This window comes from Chitinophaga eiseniae, from assembly GCF_900167135.1.
GTDB lineage: Bacteria > Bacteroidota > Bacteroidia > Chitinophagales > Chitinophagaceae > Chitinophaga > Chitinophaga eiseniae.
Map to the genome: position 1 here is coordinate 2345025 of NZ_FUWZ01000001.1, position 25016 is coordinate 2370040.

Here is a 25016-nt window from a genome sequence, read left to right on the forward strand (position 1 = left end):
CCCCGGGAAAGGAGTTATTGCTGTGCTGCTTTTTTCTTTTTTGCGTGGTCCACGATCGCACCGGTACCTGCACCAACGCCTGCGCCAACGATGGCGCCGATAGCGGCACCTTTCACACGGTCAGGGTTTACGATCGCTCCGGTGATGGCACCGGCGCCAGCGCCTACTACGGCACCTTTAGCGGTATGGCTCCAGCCTTTTTTCTTTTGCGGAGCGGGTGCTGGTGCGGGAGCAGGGGTATTATCGGAAGCTACGGTGTTGGGCGCTGCATAGTTATTACGGGCAGGCGCTTCTACCGGGTGGCTTTTACGGGCGGAATGATGGATAGCGTTCATGGAGTCGATTACCTGCTGTTTAGCTACGTTAACGGCATTGATGGAATCGAGCGTCTCTTTTTTGGCCTTTTCTACTGCTGCTGCAGTGTCGGCACTGTTACTGTTACAGGCGAAGAGTGTTACTACAGTGGCTAAGGCTAAAACTATCTGTTTCATGGTTCAAATTTTTGAAGAATCTTAGGTTTAGCCACTGTTAGCTAAAATTATGCCATATGTTTAAAATGAAGTATAAAAATTTAATTTTATGACGCCTATGATTGGTGGATATTTAGTATATGTTTGACCGTTAGACGGTTATCTGTTATGCCGTTTTGTGACGGCGGACGATCAGCCAGGCGACGAAAATGTTGGGCATCCAGCAGAGCCAGGCTACCACGCGGTAGGCGATGACAAACTGATGCAGTTCATAGACCAGCAGGGGAAGCCACAGCCGGAGCGTGACCGCAGCTAAGCAGGCGGCGTAACTGTAAATCATCAGCTTTTCATGCCGTGAGGTATTACCTTCTATAATATTGGTATAGGCCAGCAGGGTGGTGGTGAACCAGACGATGGCCAGGCAGATGAAGCCGGCCTGTGCAACGGGGCCGCCGGTGGCGGTAAAGCCGATATAGCAACCGGCAAGGCTGCTGATTAATACCGATATGACATATACTTTACCCAGTTGCCGGTGCAATGGTGTCTTCCGCTCCCGCAGCCTGCGGCTGAATTGCAGCCAGCCGATCAACAGCGCCAGTCCGCCGGGAAGGATGTGCGCATAAAAGCCGATGCGCCATAGCGTATTGGTTAACAGTGCCGGTGGTTTGGAGCGGAGCAGCCCGAACTTTTCCCCTAAAACAAAATATAGGGAAGGATAAAGACCTACGATAACGGCCAGCAGGGATAGCAGTACCCAGGCGCCGGTGCGAAAATACTTTGCGGTAGGGGACACATTCATGGGAAAGGGGATTTACCCTTATAAATTGCGAAGAAAATCCGGCATTAACAACTGTACTTTTCTCAGGAAGCGGAGGCCGGTTGTTTGCGGTTCATTTTCCGGTACATGCCGGGTGTGGTGCCACGATATTTTTTAAAGAGGCGGGAAAGGTAACTCTCGTCTGTAAAACCAAGTTCCTGCGCTATTTCACGGACACGCATATTGCTGTATGACAGGCGGACGTCCACCAACTTGAGTTTATAACTGATAATATAATCCTGTACGCTTTCACCGGTATGCTTTTTAAAGTATTCGCCAAGGTAATGTACAGACATGTTGAATTGCGCCGCCAGTGCAGGCATACGCAACATGTCCGGCTGATACACATGTTCCTGCAGATAACTGATGATGCGTAGCACAGAGGAAGGACCGTTATTTTCCTGTACGTCCGGTGATTCTGACATCAGGAGATTACGCGCGATCAGGTTGAGCAGGATGGAGACAGACTGACGGATGATCAACTGATAACCTTTGCCATGTTGCTGATGCTCACGGGCGATGCTGTTCAGCAAAGCCTGCGTCATGGCTTCGTCTGCGGCATCGCGGAAAATGCAGCCTGCCCTGGAGTGGAAGTTATTGAAGATATAATCTGTTTTTTTCATCCAGTCGCACAGCTCCAATCTTTCCGCATCGTCTTTTAATTGTGTGATAAAAAGCTGCGTGAAGCGAATAATAATAAAAGCGGTATGCTCGGTGATGTCGCAGTGATAGTGGTCCTCCGGGGCTACGATAAATAATTTGCCGGGATGGTAATCATAGCGGTTGCCGTTGATGTGATGATGTCCCTTTCCTTCGCGGATATAGACCAGCTGAAAGGTGGGTTGGGAAAACCGCGTCTGTTCCCAGACGTCTTTTTCTTCCAGTACGATATCATACGGTTCGTGCAGCAGTTTGTTGAACATGCCGCAAAAGTACTGGCAAAACCTGTTAAAGTGCAATTTTTTATTGTACAAATGGGTTTTTCTTTGCAGCCGTAAAAGAAGGGAATTTTATGGAAGCAATGGAAAGCCGTCGCTGGTGGGCACTGGCGGTGTTATGCATGGGCGCGTTTTTGTCGCCGTTGGATTTTTTTATTGTCAATGTCGCATTGCCGGCTGTTAAAACCAGTCTTGGTGCTTCGGACGGAGCTTTGCAGCTGGTGGTAGCCGGTTACGGGGCGGCGTATGCGGTATTTGTGGTGACAGGCGGCCGGTTGGGGGATATTTATGGGCGCAAGCGTATTTTTTTATCGGGAATGATCCTGTTCACGCTGACATCGGGTATTTGCGCGATGGCGGGGGATATCCGGGTGCTGATAGCAGCGCGGGTAGTACAGGGATTATCGGCGGCGATGCTGGCGCCGCAGGTGTTGTCGACCATCCGGCTGATTTTTCCGGCACAGGAGCAGCCGCTGGCTATGGGCATTTTCGGATCGGTATTCGGACTGGCGGCCATTGGCGGGCAACTGCTGGGCGGTGTTTTGATTGAAGCAGGGATCTTCGGCTGGACGTGGCAGAGCGTATTTATGATTAACATACCGGTGGGTGTGATAACTACTGTGGCCGGTCTGTGCGTATTAAAAGAGAACCGTCCGCCGGTGCGGCAGCGGCTGGATATTCCAGGGATGTTGCTGATTACGCTGGCGCTGGGACTATTTATTTACCCGGTGATCATGGGCCGGGAAGCGCATTGGCCGGTATGGATATTCGGCTGTTTACTGGCATCCATAGCGGCGGCTGTCTGTTTTGTCTACACTGAGCGATATACGCTGCAACAGGGCCGTGCGCCTTTAATTCATCTGCCTTTGTTCCGCGACAGGCACTTTGTGAATGGCCTGGCGATCATCTACCTGTACAATCATACGGCGGCATTTTTCCTGGTGTTTCCTTATTATCTGCAGCATGAGCTGCACCGGGACGTGCTATCTGCCGGATTGGCCATATTGCCTTATGCTGCCGGATTTTTTACCGGGCCATTGATAAGCCCGTTGCTGGCAAAACGGATGGGCGTGTATATTGTCAGCCTGGGACAGGGGCTGCTGGCAACGGGGTTTTTGCTGGTAGTGACAGGCATTTGGGTATCACCGGAAGCGGGAACGATGGTGCAGACCGGATTGTTCATGGCAGGTATCGGTCACGGTGTGGTGATGCCTTCCATGATGCGTATCATCCTGGCGGAAATAGGGATGTCAGTAGCGGGACAGGCGGCCGGTATCGTGAGTACGGCCATCCAGGTAGGAAGCGTAATGAGTGTGGCATTGCTGGGAACGTTGTTCTTTGCGTTGCTGGATGTTTGTGCCGCACCGGTAGCGGTGGGCATCACATTGGGTGTCCTGGCCGCCTTACAGGTAGCAGGGCTCGTGTTGGTCATCGCCCTGAAATCATCTTTAAAAAATCAAAAAGTAATATATGGACAATCTTAGCAAAGCAAAAGAAGAAGTTACCCGGTTCTGCGAACAGATCGAGGGCTGGTTTCAGGGCAATGAGCGTATAACCGCAATCGGTATACTGGCCAATTTCAGCTCCGCTTTCAGGATGATATCGCCTGATGGCAGCCGGCGAAACATGGCCGACCTGGAGGCATGGCTGCCGCAGGTGTTTGGCCGGTTTCCCCGGATGCGTGTGACTTTAAAGAATATACAGGGCCACGCCACCGATTATCATGTACTGCTGACTTATACAGAAGTCCAGGATAACGGCGAAGGGGTAAATACCCGTCACTCGAGTGCCGTGTTCATCCGTGACGGGGACCGTATGTTATGGCTGGACCTGTGGGAGCGTTCTTAGGTTCTGGATAACCCTGTCCAGGAAAAGAAGGGTATGGGCATAGTCTTCCGGACCGGTGCCTTCCAGCATCTTTTCCCGGATGAGCTTTTGCCTTTCCTCTATTTCCACGAATACATCGGCACCGGAAGCGGTAAAACGGCAGGTGTCATTGTGAACGCTGATCCAGTCCCTGTCTGTCAGCGAACTGACAATTGCCTGAAACGTTTCCGGTGTGATGAACCGCGCTACCTGCGGGTAGTAGTCTTTCGTATATATTTCTCCGTTATCCGCGATGTTTCTTAGCAGCTGCCAGTGAAAGCGGGTGAGGCCAAAGCTTTCAAAGGCATTGTTGAAGGCGGCGGTGATCAGGCTGTCTGCTTCTTTCAGGTACCAGCCGATGGGCTTGAAGGATTGCATGTGTTATTCTTTACTGGCGGTGGTGATTTCGATTAAGATGTTATCGTACCGGAAGTAAAACCCGAAGGTTTTACGGATGCGCCGGGGCGTTTCAGAGAGGGCAATACCGCCGTCATGCAGTTGTTGCCATGTCCGATGCACGGTCGCCTGGTCCGGCAGGTAAAAACCGATATGAAAAGAATCGGGGTAGGCGGAATTACCGTTTTCATTGAAACGGTTGTGCATGAGCACCAATAGAAAACCATCCGGACCGTTAAGTACGGAGAGGGCATCATTGGGTTGGTGCCCATCGGCCATTTTGAAACCTAAATATGTCTGAAAGAAATGCACAGCGTCGGAAACATCATTGACGGTAAGGTTTAAATGATTGAGTGTCATGTTATTGTATTTAAAAAAGAATGATCGTTCGTTTTTATTAATGCAAATATAAAAGAATGATCGTTCTTTTTTAAAATTTATTTTTTGACGGGCATATGTGGGCCCGTTGACATGGACCTGCCCTGTATTCCATTTGGCTGTTGGAATAGGGAGCCAGGGCCTGCCCGGAGGAGGGGCCTGTACTTTTAATGCTTCGGCGAACAAACGCTATTTTACTACAACGGGAAGGCCGCTGAAGGCGCTGTATTGCCGGATGGCTTTTTTTAAGGCGGTCAGCTGTGTTTTTTTCAGGGGGTATATATGTTGCAGTTCCAGGGTAATATCTTTCTTGTTGACTGTCCGTTTCCAGGTGCCGGTGATTTGTCCGTCGGCCACGATTACCGGGCCGAGGCTGGCCATGGGAGCAAGCTGACCGTCAATACGCAGTTGTTGGATGTCTCTCTTTTTATAAGCGACGGTGAACTCATCGAAAGCGGGAAGAAGGAACAAGGAAGGTTTGTCCTTATCGGCATTTGCAGGCTTCATCCAGTAGGTTTTGCCGTCTGCCTCTACGGCTGTGAGCTTTGTTTTTATGGCTTCCAGTCCGTTTTTGGCATCGGTGACCGTTAATCCGGACCACCATGCGAAGTCCTGTAAGGTGGCAGGGCCGTGGCTGTCAAAATACCGTTGCGCCAGCGTAGCCAGCGATTCGGCTTTGGAGAGCGAGGCGGCTGCCGGCACATGTTCTTCCAGCAATACATAGGTAAACTGTTTACCGTGCCGCGGACCGCTACAGATAAGTCCGTCCAGCTCCGCATGGGCCAGCAGGGAGCCGAGGCGGTATTCATCCGTGACGATGCCTGCCTTTTGTAGTGCTGGTCCCAGTTGCAACCGTGTCAACTGTTGTTTATTGCGCAGTTGTTTTTCCAGCACTTTCTGGCTTTTGGTGATGATCGCTTTGGTGATACCCCAACGGTTATCGTTATACGCACAGAAGGCTTTGATCCTTGGCGCTGTCAGCTTCAGCATCCAGCGGATGTCTGCCGGCGACACGAAATGCCAGGTGGGGCGCAACACATGCGTGCGGATAATTTCCCAGTTGGCCATGGCATCGTCGATGGCGGTTTCTGTGGCGCCGGTGAGCCGTTGCCCGATGGCCCATTTCGCGGCGGCGTAATCCTGGGCCTGCACGGCGCCCATCCAGGAAACCAGTTCCCCGGGACGGCTGTGCTGTGGTGTTATCAGGCATTGCTGCCGTAATCGCTGTTGGGTAATATCAAAAGTATTCATCGTCATTAAGTTAATCGTTCTGTTCGTGATTACAAAGAAATAACCGGCAAGTGACAACCATATGTCAGCAGGCATTGGATTTATTTTTAAAGTGGATCATTTATTTTATGTAAACCGGGCTATCGGTGTCGGTCAATACAGTGGTATATTTGTAGTCTTTAATGCACACAACATGGACGGAATCACGATCAGAAAAGCTACAGCGGACGACCTGGCCACTATCGGGCTGATCGGGCGACAAACATTTTTCGAAACTTTTGCCCCGCACAATACAGCGGCCAACATGCAGCAATACCTGGAAGAAAGCTTTAATGACGCGAAGCTTCGCGAGGAACTGAGCAATCCGGAGTCCTTCTTCTTTGTGGCGATGGAAGGAACAAAGCCGGTCGGTTACCTGAAACTGAATACAGGTAACGCACAGACAGAAGTGCAGGGCGACACCGCACTCGAGATAGAACGTATTTATGTAAGCAGCGATTATCACGGTAAAAAAGTTGGTCAGCTGTTGTATGAAAAAGCGCTGGGAACGGCGCAGGCGCTCGGAAAATCGTATCTCTGGCTGGGTGTATGGGAGCGTAATCCCCGGGCGATCCGGTTTTACGAGAAAAACGGTTTCGTAGCGTTCGACCAACATCTTTTCAGAATGGGAGAGGAGGAGCAGACAGATATTATGATGAAAAAGATGCTGCCATAAATTTTCCGACAGTGGTAGTACTGTTTTATTTAAACCGGAGCAATACAGATGAGTTACGATGCGATCGTTGTGGGAGCGGGGCCTAACGGACTGGCCGCCGCTATCACCCTGCAACAGCAGGGTTTGCAGGTATTGGTACTTGAAGCCGGGGATACCGTTGGCGGTGGCATGCGTACGAAGGAGCTGACGTTACCGGGTTTTCGTCATGATGTATGCTCCGCCATACATCCGATGCTGATCATGTCACCGTTCTTCAGGGGCCTTTCTTTGCAGGACTATGGCCTTGAGTTGATATATCCTGCTGTGGCGGCTGCGCATCCGTTTGACGACGGTAGTGCCGCCGTGCTGCGGGGCAGTGTTGCAGCAACCGCCGCTGCCTTTGGGGCCGATGCCGCTGCTTATGCAGACCTGGTGGGGCCGGTGGTGGAGCATTGGGATGAATTGAGCAGGGATATCCTGGCGCCTTTTCATTTCCCGCGGCATCCCTGGCTGATGGCGCGTTTTGGGACAACTGCCCTGCGGTCTGCGGAGGCAGTGGCCAAACGTTTTCGTACCGGCGCTGCCAAAGGGTTCTGGGGCGGTATGGCTGCGCATTCCATGTTGCCGTTTCACTATTTGTCCGGCGCGGCTATAGGCATGATACTATGCGCCGCGGGCCATGTGGCAGGATGGCCGTTGGTAAAAGGCGGTTCACAAGCTATAGCAGATGCCATGGCAGCGTACTTCCTGTCGCTCGGCGGGAAGATTGAAACCGGTATCACGGTAGATAACGTGGACCAGCTGCCGCCTGCACATGTGCTGATGCTGGATGTCTCCCCCCGGCAACTGCTCTCCATCGCAGGGCACCGGTTCAGCGCCGGTTATGCAAAAGCGTTAAGCCGTTACCGTTATGGTCCCGGTGTTTTTAAAGTCGATTGGGCGCTCGACGGCCCCGTACCTTTTACCAATCCCGAATGCCGGCAGGCCGGTACGGTCCACCTGGGTAATACCTTCGCAGAGATTGCACAGGCGGAACACGCCAACTGGAAAAACGAGATCACTCCAAAGCCCTTTGTACTTTTCGCGCAACAGAGCCTGTTCGATCAGACACGTGCACCGCAGGGGCATCATACTGCCTGGGGATACTGCCATGTTCCCAACGGTAACACCACGGACATGACTGCCAGCATTGAAAACCAGGTAGAGCGTTTTGCGCCGGGTTTTAAAAAACGCATCATTGGCCGGCATGTTATGAACACTGCCGATATGCAGGCTTACAACGCCAACTACATCGGAGGAGATATCAACGGCGGTGCTATCGATATTGGTCAGCTATTCACGCGGCCGGTGCTGCGTGCTTCTCCTTATCGTACCAGCGCCAAAGGGATCTATCTCTGTTCCGCCTCCACGCCGCCCGGTGGCGGTGTGCACGGCATGTGCGGGTACCATGCGGCGATGCAGGCGTTGAAAGATTTATAGGAGATGAAATTTTTTTTCTGAATATTTTTTGGAGATGAAAATGTTTTTACTACCTTCGCGCTCCCGTTAAGGGGAAATGATTCCGTAGCTCAGTTGGTAGAGCAATACACTTTTAATGTATGGGCCCTGGGTTCGAGTCCCAGCGGGATCACAAGTAACTTCTAAAACCTGCGCTGGTCGCAGGTTTTGCTTTTTTAGTTGAGCGTTTAGTCGAGTTCCTTTTGTATAACCCAGATTTCTTTCCCGTACCTTATACAGGTTAACCCGCTTTTACTAAGATATGAATGTCTAATTTATTTATTCTTGCACCGTTCTCCTTATTCTGAAACGGGTCCCGGTATTCCGCGGGCGCCGCAAATATTCCTCCGAACACCGCAAATATCGATCACTCTCACTCAAATATCCATCTCGCTCCAACGGTGTAATTCCTTCGGCTACTTTTACATCATCATCATTAAAAACTACATCACATGAAAAAGTTACAAAAACTGGTTGCCAAAGCGGTAACATCCCCTGAAACCCTGAAAGGTGGCAGATTAATGCAGATGGAAGCTTTCACCGACGGTGGTGACAAAACTACCTACAACACCGCGAGCTGGAATGGCAGACATTATGTTACTGACGTAAACCAGGACCCCGGAAATTAATCGTACCCCGGAAAAAAGTTAACCTGTTAAATTGGAAAAACGATGAAAAAGAAATTGTCAAAACTGAACGCAAAGAAGGTAGATGCGCCTGCAGCCATTAAAGGTGGCCTGTTACAAATGGTCTCCGATACTTCAGGTGGCGACTGTTACTTCACTACCGCCTTTTGCACTCAAAGAGGGGATCAGTTCTCCTGCGATCACAAAACAGATTGTTAATTAACTACCCGGAAAAAAAACGTTTAACCTTTAAATTAAATACCATGGACAAAAAACTGTCAAAACTGAATGCAAAAAAAGTAGAGAACTCCGAAGCAGTTAAAGGCGGCCTGATGGCGCTGGCTAGCATGGAAATGGACGGTGGTGTTACTACCCATTCTGCTACCCAAAGAGGTGATCAGTACTTCTGCGATCACAAACAAGACAACTAATCCACCTTCATTTATTCATTCATTCAATATTACAACACATGAAAAAGTTAGAAAAACTGGTTCCTAAAGCGGTAACATCTCCTGAAACACTGAAAGGCGGCTTAATGCAGCTGCAATGCCTGGAAGACGGCGACAAAACCACCAGCAACAGCGCTTCCTGGAATGGCAGACATTATGTTACTGATACGAAAGCGGACTAAGTATCTCCCCAAAAAAAGTAGTTAACCTGATAAATTAAAAACAATATGAAAAAGAAATTGTCAAAACTGAGTGCAAAAAAAGTTGAAACCCCTGAAGTAATTAAAGGCGGCCTGATGGCACTGGCCAGCATGGAAATGGACGGCGGTGTTACTACTCACTCTGCTACGCAGAGAGGTGATCAGTACTTCTGCGATCACAAACAAGATAACTAATCATTTCTCCCTCCGCATCAAGATGATGGAAATCAAGGAACTGCCAGCTATTTGCTGGCAGTTCTCTCCAAAAAAATCAATATCCGGTCATGTCTAAAAAGATACTCATATTAAGTCAGTCCTACCTGGAAAGTACTACAGACCAGGTTTGCCAATGGATGGACTATTTGAAAATACCTTACCTGCGGTTGAATGGTGAAGACTTCTTCCGGTTTCAACAGCTTAGTGATCTGCCGGATAATACAGAAACTGCCGTGGTTTGGTACCGCCGGAAAATCGCTCACTTTCCCGCGGAGTTTAGCCTGAAGCAACCGGACTTTAACAGCCAGTACACCATGAAACGTTTTCTGGTAGACGAATTCAACGGCCTGCATTCTTTTCTGTTTCATTCCATTGACGCCCAAAAATGGCTGAACGATCCCCTGTCAGAGAAAAATCTGAATAAACTGCAGGTGTTACAGTTGGCCCGCCGGTTAAACATCCTCACGCCTTTTACGGAAGTGGTGACTACCAAAACAAAAATTATGGCTTTGCTGGAACAATACCCGGCATTGATCGTAAAGCCCCTTAGCGAATGTATTTTACTGGAGGATACCGAGCGCCGGGCCTACAAAATGCTGACCAGCACCATCGATCAAAAGAGCCTGGGAGCAGTACCGGAAACATTTTTCCCCTCCCTGGTACAGGAAAGGATTGTCAAAAAATTTGAGATCAGAACCTTTTACCTGGATGGCGTATGTTATTCCATGGCCATCTTCTCCCAAAACAACCGGAAAACAACAGACGATTTCCGGAATTATGATAACCATCGGCCCAACAGGACCGTCCCCTATAAATTGCCCGCTGACCTGGAACATAAACTGGACCAGCTCATGAAAATACTGCGCTTCCGCACGGGATCCATCGACCTGATGGTAGACATGCAGGGGAACTATCATTTCCTCGAAATTAATCCGGAAGGTCAGTTTGGCATGGTGTCCCATCCCTGCAACTATTACCTGGAAAAAAAATTCGCACGGTTACTTCATCAATCTGTTCTCCATGAAAAAGAAATACATCAGCAACCTGAAAATAAAGAAAATGCTGCCCCTGCCACTGTATTTTCTGAAGCAGAGTGAATCCGTTGCCTCCCTGCCCATCACGAAGTTTGAGAAAGCCTCGAAGGTTAACGCGGAAGGATTCGAACTGTATAATTTCTATAAACCGATCTCCAAATTCTGATTTTCTGTTATGGAATATCTAAACATATACGCAAACTGTCAACTGGTAAAGGGCGCCAATATGTCGCTGCTCTGTGATCTGCAAATGCGCCGGTTTTATCACCTGCCGAATGATACTGCTGAAGTATTGTTGTTCCTGCAACAATATTCCATCGACGAATGTATCGCGCATTATGGGGAAGATAACCGGGAAGCTATCGCCGGTTATGTGGACTTCTTCGTCAGCCGTGAGCTGGGATTCATCGACGACCGTATCCTGCCGGAGCTTACCGCAATGGAGCTTACCTGGGACCGCTTTGCGGATATTACCAATGTTGTTATTGAATACCAGGAAACCATCGACTATACCGGATCATTTTTCCGGGAGCTGCTGGACCAGCACCTGGAAGGGCTGGAGATCAGGTTTTATCAGCCGGTGGCGCTGCCTGAACTGAGGGAATTACTGGCATTGTTCAGCGATTCCACGTTGCGGCATATCAAACTGGTACTGCCCTACGAGAAAAGCCTGAACATAGCCGCACTGGACGAACTGGTGAAGAAACACCAACGGGTAAAATCCCTGTTGGTACATAGTTCACCGGAGGAAAAGCTTGAAAAAATATTCTCGAATTCTGTACCGGTGTACTATTTCACCGGAAAGATCAACTCCTGCATGGCCTGCGGCGAAATACGCGCCCACCACTTTACGGTGAACACGGAACTATTCACCGAAAGCCTGCGTTTTAATAGCTGCCTGAATCGAAAGCTGAGCATAGATCAGCAGGGATATATCAAAAACTGTCCTTCTATGCGGGAGAATTATGGCCATGTGGCAGATACGTCCCTGCAGGCAGTGCTGGACAATAAAACGTTTAACCGTTACAACCATATCCGTAAAGACGATATCGCTGTTTGTAAAGACTGTGAATTCCGGCACGTATGTACGGACTGCCGGGCTTATATAGAAAATCCACAGGACATCTATTCAAAACCCCTTAAATGCGGGTACAACCCATACACCAACAATTGGGAAGAATGGGCGCAGCATCCGATGAAACAAGCCGCTATCGAGTGGTATGGAATGGCAGAGATAATCAAATGATATGAAGCTGAAAAAATTTCCTTTTTATAAGCAGCCGGACGGGAAGGATTGTGGTCCTACCTGTATCAAAATCATCAGCAAGCATTATGGCAGGCTGACAGATATACAGGCTATCCGTACCCTCGCGGAAACAACGCGGGAGGGCAGCTCTTTAGCGGGACTGTCTGCGGCTGCAGAAGGATTGGGGTTTAAGTCACTGGCGGTGAAAATAGATTTTCCCACGCTGGTGGAAGAGGCGCCACTGCCTTGTATTTGCCACTGGGGACAACAACATTTTGTGGTCGTTTATAACATCAGAAAATCGGGTGGACGTACCCTCGTTCAGGTGTCCGATCCGGCCTATGGGCTGATCACCTACACCCGGCAGGAATTCATTGATGGTTGGATGGGCAAGGGAAAAAAAGAAAATGATGAAGAAGGAATTGCCCTGCTGCTGGAAACTACCCCCGAATTTTATGAATCAGAAACCGATACACCTGCCAGGAGGAAAGATATTTCTTTCCTCTTTAGCTATTTTTTCCGGTACAAAAAACTGATTACCCAGCTCACCCTTGGCCTGCTGGCCGGTAGCGTGCTGTCACTGATCTTTCCCTTTCTCTCCCAGAGTATCGTAGACATCGGCATACAGAACCATGACCTGAATTTTATCTACCTGGTACTACTGGCACAGGTGATGCTGTTTGTGGGAAGAACCGGGATAGAAGTGATACGCAGCTGGATCTTGTTACATCTGTCCAGCAGGATCAATATCTCCATTGTATCGAACTTTTTTATTAAGCTGATGAAATTACCCATCAGTTATTTTGATACCCGCATGACGGGGGACATCATGCAGCGTATCAATGACCACCAGCGCATAGAACAGCTGATGACCAATTCGTCGCTGAACACGCTTTTCTCCATGGTGAACCTGGTGATCTTTAGTATTGTATTGCTGTTGTATGATTACCGGCTTTTCCTGATCTATCTACTGGGCGGGGCGTTGTCTATTGCATGGATCTCTTTCTTCCTCAAAAAAAGAAGAGACCTGGACTATAAACGTTTTTCCCAGGTATCGGAGGAACAAAGCAAGGTGATGGAACTGGTGAATGGGATGCAGGAAATCAAGATATACAATGCTGAAAGACAGATGCGCTGGGGCTGGGAGTTTATGCAGGTAAAACTGTTTAAGATCCACATCAGTTCCCTGTCCCTGGAGCAATGGCAAACCGTTGGTTCCAATTTCATCAACCAGATGAAAGACATTTTTGTCAGTTTCCTGGCAGCCAAACTGGTACTCGACGGGAACCTGACACTGGGTATGATGCTGGCGGTACAGTATATCATCGGTCAGCTGAATGGCCCGCTGGTACAACTGATGGATTTCGTAAAGCAGGTACAGGACGCAAAGATATCCCTGGAAAGGCTGAGCGAGATCCACGAAAAAGAAGACGAAGAACGCAGTGATGTACAAACGGTGATGGATATACCGGAACAGGATATTGTATTGGATAATGTCTCTTTCCGTTATGTAGGCGCTGGTTCCCCCGTATTTGAAAACCTGAGCCTGCGTATCCCGCATCGTAAAACCACTGCCATTGTCGGCGCTAGTGGTAGTGGTAAAACCACATTGCTGAAGTTGCTCATGAAGTTTTATGATCCGGTGGAGGGAGAAATAAAGATTGGCCATGCGCCCCTGAAACACGTTTCGCCGCGCTACTGGCGCGATCAATGTGGCGTGGTGATGCAGGAAGGGTATGTGTTCAATGATACCATCGCTAAAAATATAGCCGTCGGCATTGATGATATTGACCGGCCACAGTTGCGCAAAGCTGTAGAGGTGGCCTGCATCAGGGACTTTATTGAAAGCCTGCCTCTGAATTACAATTCAAAGATCGGTAACGAAGGTATCGGTATCAGCGGTGGCCAGAAACAACGCCTGTTTATTGCCCGGGCTGTTTATAAAGCGCCGGAATACATCTTCTTCGATGAAGCTACCAGCGCGCTGGATGCCAATACGGAAAAGGCTATCATGGGCAACCTGGAACAGTTTCTCAAAGGGAAAACAGCGGTGATCATCGCTCACCGATTGTCAACCGTAAAAAATGCTGATAAAATCATCGTACTGGATAAAGGAAGGGTAGTAGAGGAGGGTAGTCACGACGAACTGGTATCGCTCAGAAAAGAATATTACAGGCTGGTAAAAAATCAATTGGAACTTGGAAACTAAAAAAGATATACTGGACACGGTGCAACTGCATTCGGAAGGCGTGCAGGACATTCTGACGCTGCCTCCGCACTGGATGACACGTTGGGGCAACACTGTTATTATAGTAATCCTGCTGCTCATTTTGGTGATGAGCTATGTGGTCAAATACCCCGAGTTTGTTCCTTCCAAGGTGATCATCTCTTCCAGTAATCCACCGGAGAAGCTGGAAGCTCGCACCAATAGCAAGGTAGAGGAAATCTTTGTGGAAGACCACCAAAAGGTAACGAAGAACCAACGCTTGCTGGTGTTGCAGTCCACCGCAGACTACCGGGACGTGATCCGCCTGCGTAATATCATGGATTCGCTGGATAGTAAGGCATTGCTCCACTTCCCCCTGGCGGAAGTAGCCCGGTTTAAGCTGGGGGACGTACAGGCTGACTATAATGCTTTTGCCAGGGCGCTCACAGATGAACAGCTGTATGCCCGCTTGCAGCCCTATTCTCCGGACTTCGCTGCGGCAGAAAGGAGCCTCACGGAGTCGCGTAACCGCATCCGTACCCTGCAACAGCAAAAAGAACTGGAGCAAAAAAAGTATGAAGTCTCTAAACGGGAGTTCGACAGGTACCAGGAACTGTTTAAGGAAAAAGTAGTGTCTGCGGCAGAGATGGGCCAGGAGAAAATCAAATTCCTCCAGGCAGAACAAAATCTTGAAAATCTTAATGTTACGATTTCTCAGTTGCAGGAGAGTATACTGGGTATAGAAAAAACGAAAAGCGGTGTGACTATCAACGCACAAAAAGACCAGATCAACCTGAGCTCACAGACCACCCAGCTGTTTGAACAATTGCGGCGGTCTGTTAAATCCTGGGAGCAAAACTACCTGTTCACCTCTTCCGTAGATGGCGTGGTAGGCTTTCAGCAGTTTCTGGGTAAAAACCAGTTTGTAAAGTCAGGTGATATACTCGTTGCCGTTATGCCGGAAGATAAAAATATGCTGATTGGCCACCTGCAGGTACCAGCCACCAACTCCGGCAAAGTGAAGGAAGGACAGAAGGTACTGCTGAAACTGGACAACTATCCTTACCAGGAGTTTGGCGCTGTACAGGGCAAGGTGAAAAGCATTGCCAATACCCCCGATAAAGATGGTAACTACTACGTGAATGTGGTTCTCCCGGACGGCCTGAAAACCTCTTTTCACAAAACACTTGCCTTCGATAAAGAACTGAAAGGAAATGCAGAGATTGTTACACAGGACCTAAGGTTGATAGAACGTTTCTTTTATCAGCTACGAAAATTACTTCGGTTTGAGTAGGCATTTGTCGGTTATTGTACAATATCCATCTGCCGAAAACTATTTTTTATGGAAAAGCAATAAATGAAAAACGCTTTACCCTCGATGGGCTCGCGTTCATAACCTTTGAGGCTAACGCACAATCACTTCATGGTCCGTTGACAGGGCTAGAAAAAACGATCGGAGCCAGTAATGTGAGCGCACATAAAAAAGAGGCAATCCCTGGGGTTACCTCTTTTTATGTGCGCTTTTTACGTTTCCGGAGCCTACTCAGCGTATACCCGTTACCATTAGTTGCTCTATGGCGGTATTCATCTGAATGCCTTTATTGGTATTGATAAAAAATACGTAACCGGCCTTAAGGTCTTTTGACAGCATAAAAGCAGATTCAAAGTCCTCATTGGTGCCACCATGGCAATACAGCATACCGTAAGGGCTGGGCCGCATGGCGATGCCGAGGCCCCAGGCGGCGTAGCCAAAATGTTTCCTGATGATATTATCGGTTGGCAGTGCTACGTGTTGTTGCAGCATGTCTTTGAAACGCTCCGGCGAAAGTCCTTTCTCATTCATCAGGGCGATGAGAAAATTAGCATAACTACCTGCTTCGGTCAGCAGGCTGGAGGCCGCATTAAACACTTTGGGTTTCCATAGTTTCCGCTGCTGCCATTTTTCATCGTATCCGAGGGCCATGTGTTGTTGCAGGGAATTGTCCCATACCACATAGGCATGTTGCATGTTCAGCGGACGAAATACTTCCTGCTGTAAGAGATGGGAGATGCTGACGAGGTTGGTGCCTGTCAGACGGGCGATTACTTTCGCCAGGTAATAGTAAGCCTCACCGGAGTAGGAAAAGGCTGTGCCTGGTGTGAAAGCGATATTCATTTCCATACCCTGATTGTCGGACCGCCAGTTAGGAAGCCCGCTGGTATGGTCCAGCACCATTCTGGCTGTAATAAGCTTATAACGTTCGTCATAATCGAAATCCTGTGGTGGCAGGTATTTATACAGCGGGGTATCGAGCTGGAGCACGCCTTTTTCTGCCATGCGCAGGGTAAAGTAGGCAAATACCGGTTTGGTGAGGGAAGCTGCCTCAAATAACGTTTGCGCATCTACTTTTTTGCCATTCTTCAGGTCGGCCATTCCAAAAGTGCGCTGATAGACGACGCGGCCTTCATTGATAAAGGCGATGGAAAGCCCTGGGATATGGAATGCATGCATTTTTTCCTTCAGCACTTTATCCATTTGCTGCTCACTAATACTGCCCCCATTGAGCGTCTTTATCTGCGAAAAGGAGGGATGGTTAAAAAACAGGGTGACCATCTGAGTAATAATGAGCGCAAGGAACACTGATTTAAATCTCATGAGAAGTGCAATTTTTTCTTTTCAGGATTTTTTTTGTAAGTTTTATTGATTAAAATGGAAAAGAAAATTCGTAAGCAACAAATATAACAATGAAAAATTGGATTTAAGAGCATTGACATTCTGTAGGTTAGGAAATGTAATGCTTTTTAAACCAAAATTCATTCGACCCCGTTTCCATTTAATGGAATTTTTTTTATTTTTATCATAAATCCTCATTACATCAATTTATCTACAATAATGACCTGTTTAACCCGTAGATGTATTGATTCACAACGTTATGTCAACTCGACTATCCGGATTGCTTTGGAGAATTGAATAATTATTGATGGACCCTTTAATTGAACACATGACCATGAAGACAATCAGTGTGGCTATCTTCGACAAAATCCCCTTATTTGCCAAAATGTTAAAAAAGTACCTGGCCGAGCAGCGAAATATGATGGTGGATGTAATGGTTTCCGATTTTGATGACCTTGCGGAGCGCCTCAGGTGCCATCATGTGGATGTGCTGATAATGGATATTTCGCAGGAGGACTATTTTGAGCAGTTGAAGATGTTGCGTACCGGTTTCCCACAGCTGAAAGTACTTATCCTCTCCATGTGTACCGATCTCCAGGTGGTAAGCGAGCTGCAGGACCTGGGTATATACGGGTATCTTTCAAAGTCGGAAGACGGAGACGAGCTGATCCATGCCATCAAAATGACGGCGGATAACGATATCTACAGAAACAAACTCTTCACGGAAGCCCTGTACCTGAACCGTCGTAAAAGTATGAAGAAAGAACGCGATGAAGCCTATCTGGAGCTCAATGAAAGAGAAAGGATGATCGTGCAAATGCTGTGGGAGGAAAAAACCAATAAGGAAATTGCGGATGAACTGTTTCTCAGCATCAGGTCCGTAGAAAAAATAAGACAGGACGTCCGGGACCGCCTGGGCCTCAAGTCCACCGTAGGATTGCTGAAATATGCCCTGGATAAAAGGATCATTCACCTTAATAATACAATTGTACCTCATTGACCTGTTGCCGGCTATTAGTAAAAACCGAAATGATATTTGGTAATACTACTATAGTTTCTACTCTCCAATTTAGCTAGTTTGCTTTTGTATTCGCAGATAGTAATTGTTACTAGTTGTAGCGATAGCTATGCCAGCACCATGCGGAGCCTAAATATGCAGCTGCTTTGCTCATCAATGTTAAGCGCGCTTGCATCATACTACTTTTTATGTTGACCTAAAAGTTTTGGCATGAGCCCCTTCCTTACTGCCTGGTATCTGTTGTACACCCGACCATGCTACGAAAAAAAAATCGCTGATAAACTAGCGGGCATGGACGTGAATTATTTATTGCCGGTACGTAAAGTGCTGAAGCAGTGGCATGACAGGAAAAAGTACATGGAGGAACCACTGTTCCCATCGTATCTCTTTGTCCACCTCAGCAATATTCAGCAGTTCTTTGAATGCCTGCACATAAATGGAGTCCTGTATTATGTAAAGTTCAACAAGGAGATTGTCCGGATCAATGACGCTACTATCCGTAATATCAGGCTGTTATCTGAGGCTGGACAGGATATAGAAGTAACCACTGGCCGGTTCGGCCCCGGGGAACGGGTGACCATTGTCGAAGGTACGCTGGCCGGACTCTCCTGTGAAGTCGTCGCGTGCGGCAAGCAGGAAAAATTTTTGGTAAGGGTCAATTTTATGCAACGCAACATACTCATGTCCGTTCCGAAAAACTGTCTTCGTAGCCATTGCGTGCACGAATAAATCACCTGTCACAAATTTTAATGCTGAAACATATGCCAGTCACACAGTGTAGAAGTTTGAGCGACATACTGTCGGAAAAGGGATTGCTGGAAGATAAGGGAATCACTTTTATTGAATCCGGTAGCCATGAATATTTCGTCTCTTATCGTGAATTGTTTGCGCGTGCCCTCTCCGCTTTATACTATCTCCAGCAAAAAGGTATCTCCCCCGGAGATGAACTGGTGCTGCAAATAGAAGACAACAGCGCTTTTCTCACCATTTTCTGGGCCTGCATACTCGGGGGTATTATCCCGGTTCCGCTGACCATCGGGCAGAACGATGAACATAAACAAAAGCTGTTTAATGTCTGGAGCGTACTAAACAACCCCTCTCTCGCCATAGCTGCCGACGACCTGGAAAAAGTGCGGTTGTATGCCGGTAAAAACCAGCAGGACGCGCTTTTTGGAAAAATGCGGCAAAACTCCCTCTTTGTAAAAGATATATTACAGGAACACGTCGCCGGGAAAATTTTTCCTGCCCGCGAAGAAGACCTTGCATTCATCCAGTTCTCCTCAGGTTCTACAGGAAAACCCAAAGGAGTAAGGCTTACCCATGGCAACCTGATCGCCAATATCAACGCCATCAGCACCATGGCAGGGTACCATGAGAACGACGCCACGCTGAGCTGGATGCCACTGACGCATGATATGGGATTGATCGGGTTTCACCTGAACCCATTGTGCATTGGGATGCAACAATACCTGATGCCCACCAATACTTTTGTACGGCGGCCTGCCTTGTGGATGGAGAAAGCGACCACGCATCGGGTAACCATCCTCTGTTCCCCTAACTTCGGATATGAATACCTGTTAAAACATGCGGCTATTTCCGACCGTTGGGACTTGTCAACCGTCAGGATACTATATAACGGTGCAGAACCAATTTCACATCTTCTGTACGAAGATTTCATCCGCCGCCTCGCTGCCGCAGGCTTGCCCGCCACGGCGGTACGTCCTGTTTACGGGCTGGCTGAAGCTTCTCTGGCGGTGACCATGTCTGAAACAGCGACCCCGGCAAAGACCATGACTATCGACAGCCGCTTTATGGGTAGAGGAGAACGCGTCATGGTAAAGCAGCCAGGCGAGGAGTATGCGATCACACAGGTGGATGTTGGTAAACCAGTACCGGAATGCCTCGTAAGGATCGCAAACGAAGACAACATTCCGGTGCCGGAATTGATGGTCCATGAAATACAGATAAGCGGCAGGAATGTAACCCGGGGATACTATAACAACACATTTGCAACAGACCAACTGATCACGGCCGACGGATGGCTGAAAACAGGCGACCTGGGATATCTGTGGAATGATCATCTGTATGTTACGGGCAGGGCGAAAGATGTTCTGTTTATCAACGGAAAAAATTTCTATTCACACGATATAGAACAGGTCGCAGGAGAAGTGGACGGCATCAGTCTCAATAAGATCGTGGTAGCTGGCCATTTCAACCACCTGGCGCAAAAAGAAACTGCAGTCGCTTTTGTTTTTCACCGCGGCGCACTGTCACAATTCCTGCCGTTGGCCGACGCATTAAAGCGGCATGTCAACAGCCGGCTGGGGATTGTACTGGACCGCGTCATCCCGGTGCAGCATATTCCCCGTACCACCAGCGGAAAGCTGCAGCGCTTCAGTTTAACGGAACTGCTCTTGCAGGGGGCCTTCGACGATGTAGAAAAGGAACTGGCGTCTATGATGACAAACGGCCGGACGGCCGACGGTCCGCTTACTGCCACCGAGGCGCTATTGGTGGATATCTGGAAGGATGTGTTACAGCAGGAGCATATTGGCATCCACGATAACTTCTTTGAGACAGGTGGTAACTCGCTCCGGGCAATCGAAGCAGCTATGAAGATATCCGCTGTTTTCAGCCAGGCATTCCCGGTCCATCTGCTATTCGAAAAAAAGACGATTGCGGCTTTGGCTGCTGTGGTGCAAACCGGCAGCGAAGCTCCCCCTGTCCGGGATATACCCCCGGCTGCCGGGCAACGCGCCTTTACGCCTGTGGCGCCGGTACAAAAAACATTGTATTACAACTGGGAACGTGATAAGGACGCTGTTGCCTATAATATTCCTGTTGCTGTCGAAATAACGGGTAACATAACGGCTGACAGATTACAGGCCTGCTTCCGATTGCTCCTGCAACGGCACGAGGTGTTGAGGATGTCATTTCATATGCAGGACCAACCCGTGATGCAGGTGCATGAGGAGGTTCCCTTCTTTTTAGCAGCGGTATCCTGTGATCCTGCTGAACTGCATACGCTGGTACAGCCTTTTGATTTGCATCAGGCACCCTTGTGCAGGGCGCAGCTGGTTACAACGCCCGCGTCACGGCAATTACTGTTTTTGGATTTCCACCATATTATTGCTGATGGAATTTCCATAAGCCTTTTCATCGACGAGCTGTTTACCTTATATACCGGCGGCGACTTACGTCCTTTAAAAGTATGTTACCGCGATTACGCCGAATGGCAGCTCAATGCCGTCGATACTGATCAGCGTAGCTGGTGGCGACAGGTTTTATCAGGCACGCTGCCCGTGCTGGACCTGCCGGCGGACTACCAACGTCCGGCCGTGTTTTTACAAGAGGGAGAAAAGCTGCGTTTCAACCTGGGGCCAGGCATGGTGCAAAGCCTTCGGCAACTGGCGCGGAAAGCGGATTGCACCCTGCAGGTACTGCTGTTTTTTATTTATAAAATACTGTTGCAGAAATATACACGCCAACAGGATATTGTCATCGGGGTCCCGGTGGCAGGCAGGAATCACCTTGACTTGCTCGCGCTACAGGGAATGTTCGTTAACAACCTGTGTATCCGGAACCCGTTGGACCCGGAAGATCATTTTTTACATGGGCTGAAAAAAGAACAGGCACAGCTTCTACAGGCTATGAAAAGGCAGGATGTGCCGTTTGGGGAGATATTGCAGCTCGCCGATGGCGTCAGAGATCCCGGCCGGCATCCTGTGTTTGACACGATGTTCGTCTACCAGAACATGCCGCAGCCCCGAAGCAACTACGGCGACCTGACCATCAGGATGTACCCTTTCGACCCGCGCATATCAAAATTCGACCTGACGCTGGAGATGTTCGAGGAAAATGAGCATCTTCGCTACAACCTTGAATACGCCACCAGCATTTTTAGCCGGGAGACCATACTCACTTTTAGCCGCCATCTGGAGGCTTTAATGGCGAACGTGGTGGCAGACCCGTTCTGCCGCATCGCCGACCTGCGGTTGGCAGATGCTGTCCATCAATATACTGCCATAACGCGGGAAGACTACCCCCGTGATAAAACGGCGGACGAACTTTTTGCATTACAGGCGGCGGCTACGCCACATGCCATCGCCCTGGAATACAGGGGCGCCTGTTATTCCTACGAAGCAATAAACCGGAGGTCCGATGCTGTGGCACACAGGTTGCAACAGGAGGGCATCTCAACGGGGGCGATTGTTGCGCTGATATTCCACCGCTCGCCGGAATTTATCATTGCTTTGCTGGGCGTATTAAAAGCCGGTGCGGCCTACGTGCCGGTTGACCCCGAGCTGCCGGATGAGAGAATATCATTTATTCTCAGAGATTGCCGCACAGGGCATGTGTTGACAACGGACGATCTGTGCGGAAGGACGTATTATTCGCCTGATGTGAAAATACTGACAGGCATTTACAGTGAAGAGACGGGACCACGGCCGGTAATGGCCCATACGCCGGAAGACCTGGCTTATGTGATATATACTTCCGGGACCACCGGGCATCCCAAGGGGGCCATGATCTCACATCGGTCGCTGGTCAACTATGCCACCTGGGCCATCCGCAGTTACCTGCCAAATGGACCGGCAGCAATGCCTTTATATACGGCGATCTCTTTCGATCTTACCATTACCGCCATCTTCCCCCCACTGCTGAGCGGCAATAAGATCGTGGTTTATGAAGACCAGCCGGGCGCGCTCGTGCTGGAACAAATCCTCAAAGACAATAAAGTGGAGGTGGTAAAGATCACTCCTTCCCATTTGCGGCTGTTGAGAGATGACCGGTTGAAAGCATTGATCGGGGAAACATGCCGGATCAAGGCATTCGTAATAGGAGGGGAGTCGCTGGAAACCTGGCTGGCCAAAGACATTCACCGGATTTTTTCCGGCCGGGCGGCACTGTATAACGAATACGGCCCTACGGAAACCACAGTAGGGTGTATGATCCACCGGTTCGACCCTGCCGAAGAATGGCTGACGGTGCCCATCGGGATACCGGCGGCCAATACCAGCACGTATTTGCTGGATGAGCAACTCAAACACGTGCCGGTTGGCCTGACAGGCGAAATCTATATCGCAGGTGACGGTGTCGGTAAAGGCTATCTGCATAACGAGCAACTGACAGCCCGGCGGTTTATCGATGACCCGTTTGAACCAGGCAGACGTATGTACAAAACCGGCGACCTTGCCAGGAGGCTGCCGGAAGGAAAGTTACTGTTCCTCGGACGGACAGACCGGCAGGTGAAGATCAACGGCTACAGGATAGAGCCGGCTGAGATAGAACAGCAACTGCTGGGTTATATGGGCATGATGGAGGCGGTAGTAGACATTACTCCGGCGGCAGCAGGACAGCCACTACTGGTTGCTTATTACAAAACGGCGCCGGGCGCCACTGTTAGTGCCTCGCAGCTGAAGAACTACCTGGCGGCGAGGCTGCCCTATTATATGGTGCCCGCTTATTTTCACCTTGTAAACGAGATTCCGCTCACGGTCAACGGGAAAGTGGATACGGCCAGGTTGATTTTGCCCCAGCCTGAAATACCGGCGGAAAAAAAGGAACCGGCAAATGCCATGGTAACACTGGTACTGGAAATATGGAGAACGGTATTACAAAGCCCCGGAATGCAGGCAGACGACAATTTTTTCGCATATGGCGGCGACTCCGTAAAAGCCATCCAGATAGTGTCGAAGCTGTCCGCTCATGGCATTTACATAAAGGTAAAAGACCTGCTGACTTACCATACGGTTGAACAGATTTGCCTGCATTTACCGGCAGCAACCACCAACATTGTCCACGAGCAGGGCGCCATGTCCGGCGAGAAGGGACCGACGCCGATAGAAAGCTGGTTTTTCGCCCATCGGTTCCCGCATCCTGAATATTATAACCAGTCGGTTTTATTGCAGCTGCAGCGCCCACTGGGGCCAACAGACCTGCAACAGGCGTTCAACAGGCTGCTGGTGCATCACGATGGCCTGCGTCTTAATTATAACCCTGACAGCGGGCTACTCTTTTATAATTCCCATCACCTCGACGAAACTTTTGCGCTCACGGTGTTCAATACGGATGTTGCCGGACTGACAGCCGTCTGTGAACAGGTGAGGGGCGGCTTTGATCTTCAGCACGGATTGCTGATCAGGGGCGCGCTAATCCACTTACAAGATGGCCGGAACATGCTGTTTATTACGGCGCATCACCTCGTGGTGGATGGTGTTACCTGGCGGGTCCTGCTGGAAGATCTGTATCTGTTGCTGAACGACGCTGCCGCAACGCTGCCCCTCAAAACGGCTTCGCTTGCCGAATGGAGCAAATGCCTGGCGCCGCAGTTTCCTGCCCTGACGGCTTCCCTGCCCGAAGAAAACAGGTTGGCTGACTGCAAGGTCGCTGACAGCAGCCATCACACACTGAAAATAGATGCGGCCGTAACCGCGGCATTTTCCCGGAACGCATGGCAGTTGTACAAAGCCGATATATCGGTACTGCTGTGCGCCGCACTGGTAAAGGCTTTGGCAGAAGGGGCGGGAAGACGCGCTTTGGTGATCGAACAGGAACATCACGGCAGGGATCTGGCGGATATAGACGTTTCCCGGACTGCCGGTTGGTTTACAACGATGTACCCCTTGGTGGTCAGGGATACCGGCATCGAATTGCCCCTGCTGATCAGAACAATGCAGGAGGAAATGAGACTGGCCGCCGGTACACTTACAGCGCAACAGCTGACAGAGCCCGCGGATATCCGCTATAATTATCTCGGAGATTTTACCCGCGATCTTCATAATGATCTTTTTACCTATGCCAACCTGCCAACAGGCAGGGAAGTGCATGGTGACAATCCGATAACAGTCCAACTGGAATTGAACGCTATGGTGGTGCACGGAGAACTTCTGATAGACCTCACCTATCACACAAAAATAATTCCCGAAGGAACGGTCAGGACATGTATGCTCCTGCTTGAACAGCAAATAAAACTGCTGGCAGTTGCTGCTGATGAAGGGGAGAACGCGCCGGCGCCATCGGACTTTGACTGTGTTGATCTCACCCAGGAAGAACTGGACATTTTATTTTAGAAACCTTTT

At 49.3% G+C, this 25016-nt stretch carries 23 protein-coding genes and 1 tRNA gene; 17 read left to right on the top strand and 7 right to left on the bottom strand.

Annotated elements, in window-relative coordinates; translation table 11 throughout:
• Nucleotides 1-14 precede the first annotated feature (14 nt).
• The 3 genes from B5D63_RS09475 to B5D63_RS09485 all read right to left on the bottom strand — a co-directional run bounded on the left by B5D63_RS09475 (nt 15) and on the right by B5D63_RS09485 (nt 2210).
• A complete protein-coding gene (locus B5D63_RS09475; RefSeq protein ID WP_078668455.1) occupies nt 15-491 on the bottom strand; it encodes a YMGG-like glycine zipper-containing protein in 477 nt (158 codons plus the stop codon).
• Nucleotides 492-636: 145 nt separating this feature from the next.
• Nucleotides 637-1269 carry a DUF2306 domain-containing protein gene (locus tag B5D63_RS09480; protein WP_078668456.1) on the bottom strand — a complete coding sequence of 211 codons (633 nt, stop codon included), beginning with the start codon at nt 1267-1269 and terminating at the stop codon, nt 637-639.
• A 62-nt stretch (nt 1270-1331) separates the two neighbouring features.
• Nucleotides 1332-2210: a helix-turn-helix domain-containing protein gene (locus B5D63_RS09485; RefSeq protein ID WP_078668457.1), complete on the bottom strand. Its 879-nt coding sequence runs from the start codon at nt 2208-2210 to the stop codon at nt 1332-1334.
• 89 nt (nt 2211-2299) lie between these two features.
• Between B5D63_RS09485 and B5D63_RS09490 the strand changes: the two genes are divergently transcribed.
• On the top strand, nt 2300-3709 hold the full coding sequence (locus tag B5D63_RS09490) for an MFS transporter (protein ID WP_078668458.1): 1410 nt from the start codon (nt 2300-2302) through the stop codon (nt 3707-3709).
• Nucleotides 3696-4073 (top strand): hypothetical protein, encoded by a 378-nt coding sequence (locus B5D63_RS09495; RefSeq protein WP_078668459.1) that lies wholly within the window; start codon nt 3696-3698, stop codon nt 4071-4073. The genes B5D63_RS09490 and B5D63_RS09495 overlap by 14 nt, the downstream gene beginning before the upstream one ends.
• On the opposite strand, the gene B5D63_RS09500 is transcribed toward B5D63_RS09495, so the two are convergent.
• From B5D63_RS09500 to B5D63_RS09510, 3 genes are all read right to left on the bottom strand, one after another.
• On the bottom strand, nt 4044-4469 hold the full coding sequence (locus tag B5D63_RS09500) for a MarR family winged helix-turn-helix transcriptional regulator (RefSeq protein ID WP_078668460.1): 426 nt from the start codon (nt 4467-4469) through the stop codon (nt 4044-4046). The two genes, B5D63_RS09495 and B5D63_RS09500, sit on opposite strands and share 30 nt — an antisense overlap.
• 3 nt (nt 4470-4472) lie before the next feature.
• Nucleotides 4473-4847 (bottom strand): VOC family protein, encoded by a 375-nt coding sequence (locus B5D63_RS34620; RefSeq protein WP_143312831.1) that lies wholly within the window; start codon nt 4845-4847, stop codon nt 4473-4475.
• A gap of 207 nt (nt 4848-5054) precedes the next feature.
• A complete protein-coding gene (locus tag B5D63_RS09510; RefSeq protein WP_159455956.1) occupies nt 5055-6116 on the bottom strand; it encodes a winged helix DNA-binding domain-containing protein in 1062 nt (353 codons plus the stop codon).
• A gap of 172 nt (nt 6117-6288) precedes the next feature.
• Between B5D63_RS09510 and B5D63_RS09515 the strand changes: the two genes are divergently transcribed.
• The 12 genes from B5D63_RS09515 to B5D63_RS09550 all read left to right on the top strand — a co-directional run bounded on the left by B5D63_RS09515 (nt 6289) and on the right by B5D63_RS09550 (nt 15557).
• On the top strand, nt 6289-6810 hold the full coding sequence (locus B5D63_RS09515) for a GNAT family N-acetyltransferase (RefSeq protein WP_078668605.1): 522 nt from the start codon (nt 6289-6291) through the stop codon (nt 6808-6810).
• Nucleotides 6811-6858: 48 nt separating this feature from the next.
• A complete protein-coding gene (locus B5D63_RS09520; RefSeq protein ID WP_078668463.1) occupies nt 6859-8268 on the top strand; it encodes a phytoene desaturase family protein in 1410 nt (469 codons plus the stop codon).
• Between the two features lie 78 nt (nt 8269-8346).
• Nucleotides 8347-8419, top strand: a tRNA-Lys gene (locus tag B5D63_RS09525).
• 319 nt (nt 8420-8738) lie between these two features.
• Complete coding sequence (locus B5D63_RS34985) at nt 8739-8915, top strand: hypothetical protein (protein ID WP_159455957.1); 177 nt, start codon at nt 8739-8741, stop codon at nt 8913-8915.
• 42 nt (nt 8916-8957) lie between these two features.
• Nucleotides 8958-9131 (top strand): hypothetical protein, encoded by a 174-nt coding sequence (locus tag B5D63_RS34990; protein ID WP_159455958.1) that lies wholly within the window; start codon nt 8958-8960, stop codon nt 9129-9131.
• A gap of 44 nt (nt 9132-9175) precedes the next feature.
• A complete protein-coding gene (locus B5D63_RS34995) occupies nt 9176-9343 on the top strand; it encodes a hypothetical protein (protein ID WP_159455959.1) in 168 nt (55 codons plus the stop codon).
• A gap of 38 nt (nt 9344-9381) precedes the next feature.
• Nucleotides 9382-9543 (top strand): hypothetical protein, encoded by a 162-nt coding sequence (locus tag B5D63_RS35000; RefSeq protein WP_159455960.1) that lies wholly within the window; start codon nt 9382-9384, stop codon nt 9541-9543.
• Between the two features lie 45 nt (nt 9544-9588).
• Entirely contained in the window at nt 9589-9756 is a 168-nt protein-coding gene (locus B5D63_RS35005) for a hypothetical protein (RefSeq protein ID WP_159455961.1), read from the top strand.
• Between the two features lie 89 nt (nt 9757-9845).
• Nucleotides 9846-10874 (top strand): grasp-with-spasm system ATP-grasp peptide maturase, encoded by a 1029-nt coding sequence (gene gwsG / locus B5D63_RS09535; protein WP_078668465.1) that lies wholly within the window; start codon nt 9846-9848, stop codon nt 10872-10874.
• A 112-nt stretch (nt 10875-10986) separates the two neighbouring features.
• The gene (gene gwsS / locus B5D63_RS09540) at nt 10987-12057 is read left to right on the top strand and encodes a grasp-with-spasm system SPASM domain peptide maturase (protein WP_078668466.1); all 1071 of its coding nucleotides are present in this window, start codon (nt 10987-10989) and stop codon (nt 12055-12057) included.
• A gap of 1 nt (nt 12058) precedes the next feature.
• Entirely contained in the window at nt 12059-14266 is a 2208-nt protein-coding gene (locus B5D63_RS09545; RefSeq protein WP_200816945.1) for a peptidase domain-containing ABC transporter, read from the top strand.
• The gene (locus B5D63_RS09550; RefSeq protein WP_078668467.1) at nt 14256-15557 is read left to right on the top strand and encodes an HlyD family secretion protein; all 1302 of its coding nucleotides are present in this window, start codon (nt 14256-14258) and stop codon (nt 15555-15557) included. Before B5D63_RS09545 ends, B5D63_RS09550 begins: the two co-directional genes overlap by 11 nt.
• A 249-nt stretch (nt 15558-15806) precedes the next feature.
• Here B5D63_RS09550 and B5D63_RS09555 read toward each other — a convergent pair whose 3' ends face one another.
• Complete coding sequence (locus B5D63_RS09555; protein ID WP_078668468.1) at nt 15807-16898, bottom strand: serine hydrolase domain-containing protein; 1092 nt, start codon at nt 16896-16898, stop codon at nt 15807-15809.
• Nucleotides 16899-17250: 352 nt separating this feature from the next.
• Here B5D63_RS09555 and B5D63_RS09560 point away from each other — a divergent pair, with 352 nt between their 5' ends.
• The 3 genes from B5D63_RS09560 (at nt 17251) to B5D63_RS09570 (ending at nt 25007) form a co-directional block, all read left to right on the top strand.
• The gene (locus B5D63_RS09560; RefSeq protein WP_235021490.1) at nt 17251-17916 is read left to right on the top strand and encodes a response regulator transcription factor; all 666 of its coding nucleotides are present in this window, start codon (nt 17251-17253) and stop codon (nt 17914-17916) included.
• Between the two features lie 228 nt (nt 17917-18144).
• Entirely contained in the window at nt 18145-18663 is a 519-nt protein-coding gene (locus tag B5D63_RS09565) for a UpxY family transcription antiterminator (RefSeq protein ID WP_078668470.1), read from the top strand.
• A gap of 56 nt (nt 18664-18719) precedes the next feature.
• Entirely contained in the window at nt 18720-25007 is a 6288-nt protein-coding gene (locus B5D63_RS09570) for a non-ribosomal peptide synthetase (RefSeq protein ID WP_159455962.1), read from the top strand.
• The last annotated feature ends 9 nt before the right edge of the window (nt 25008-25016 follow it).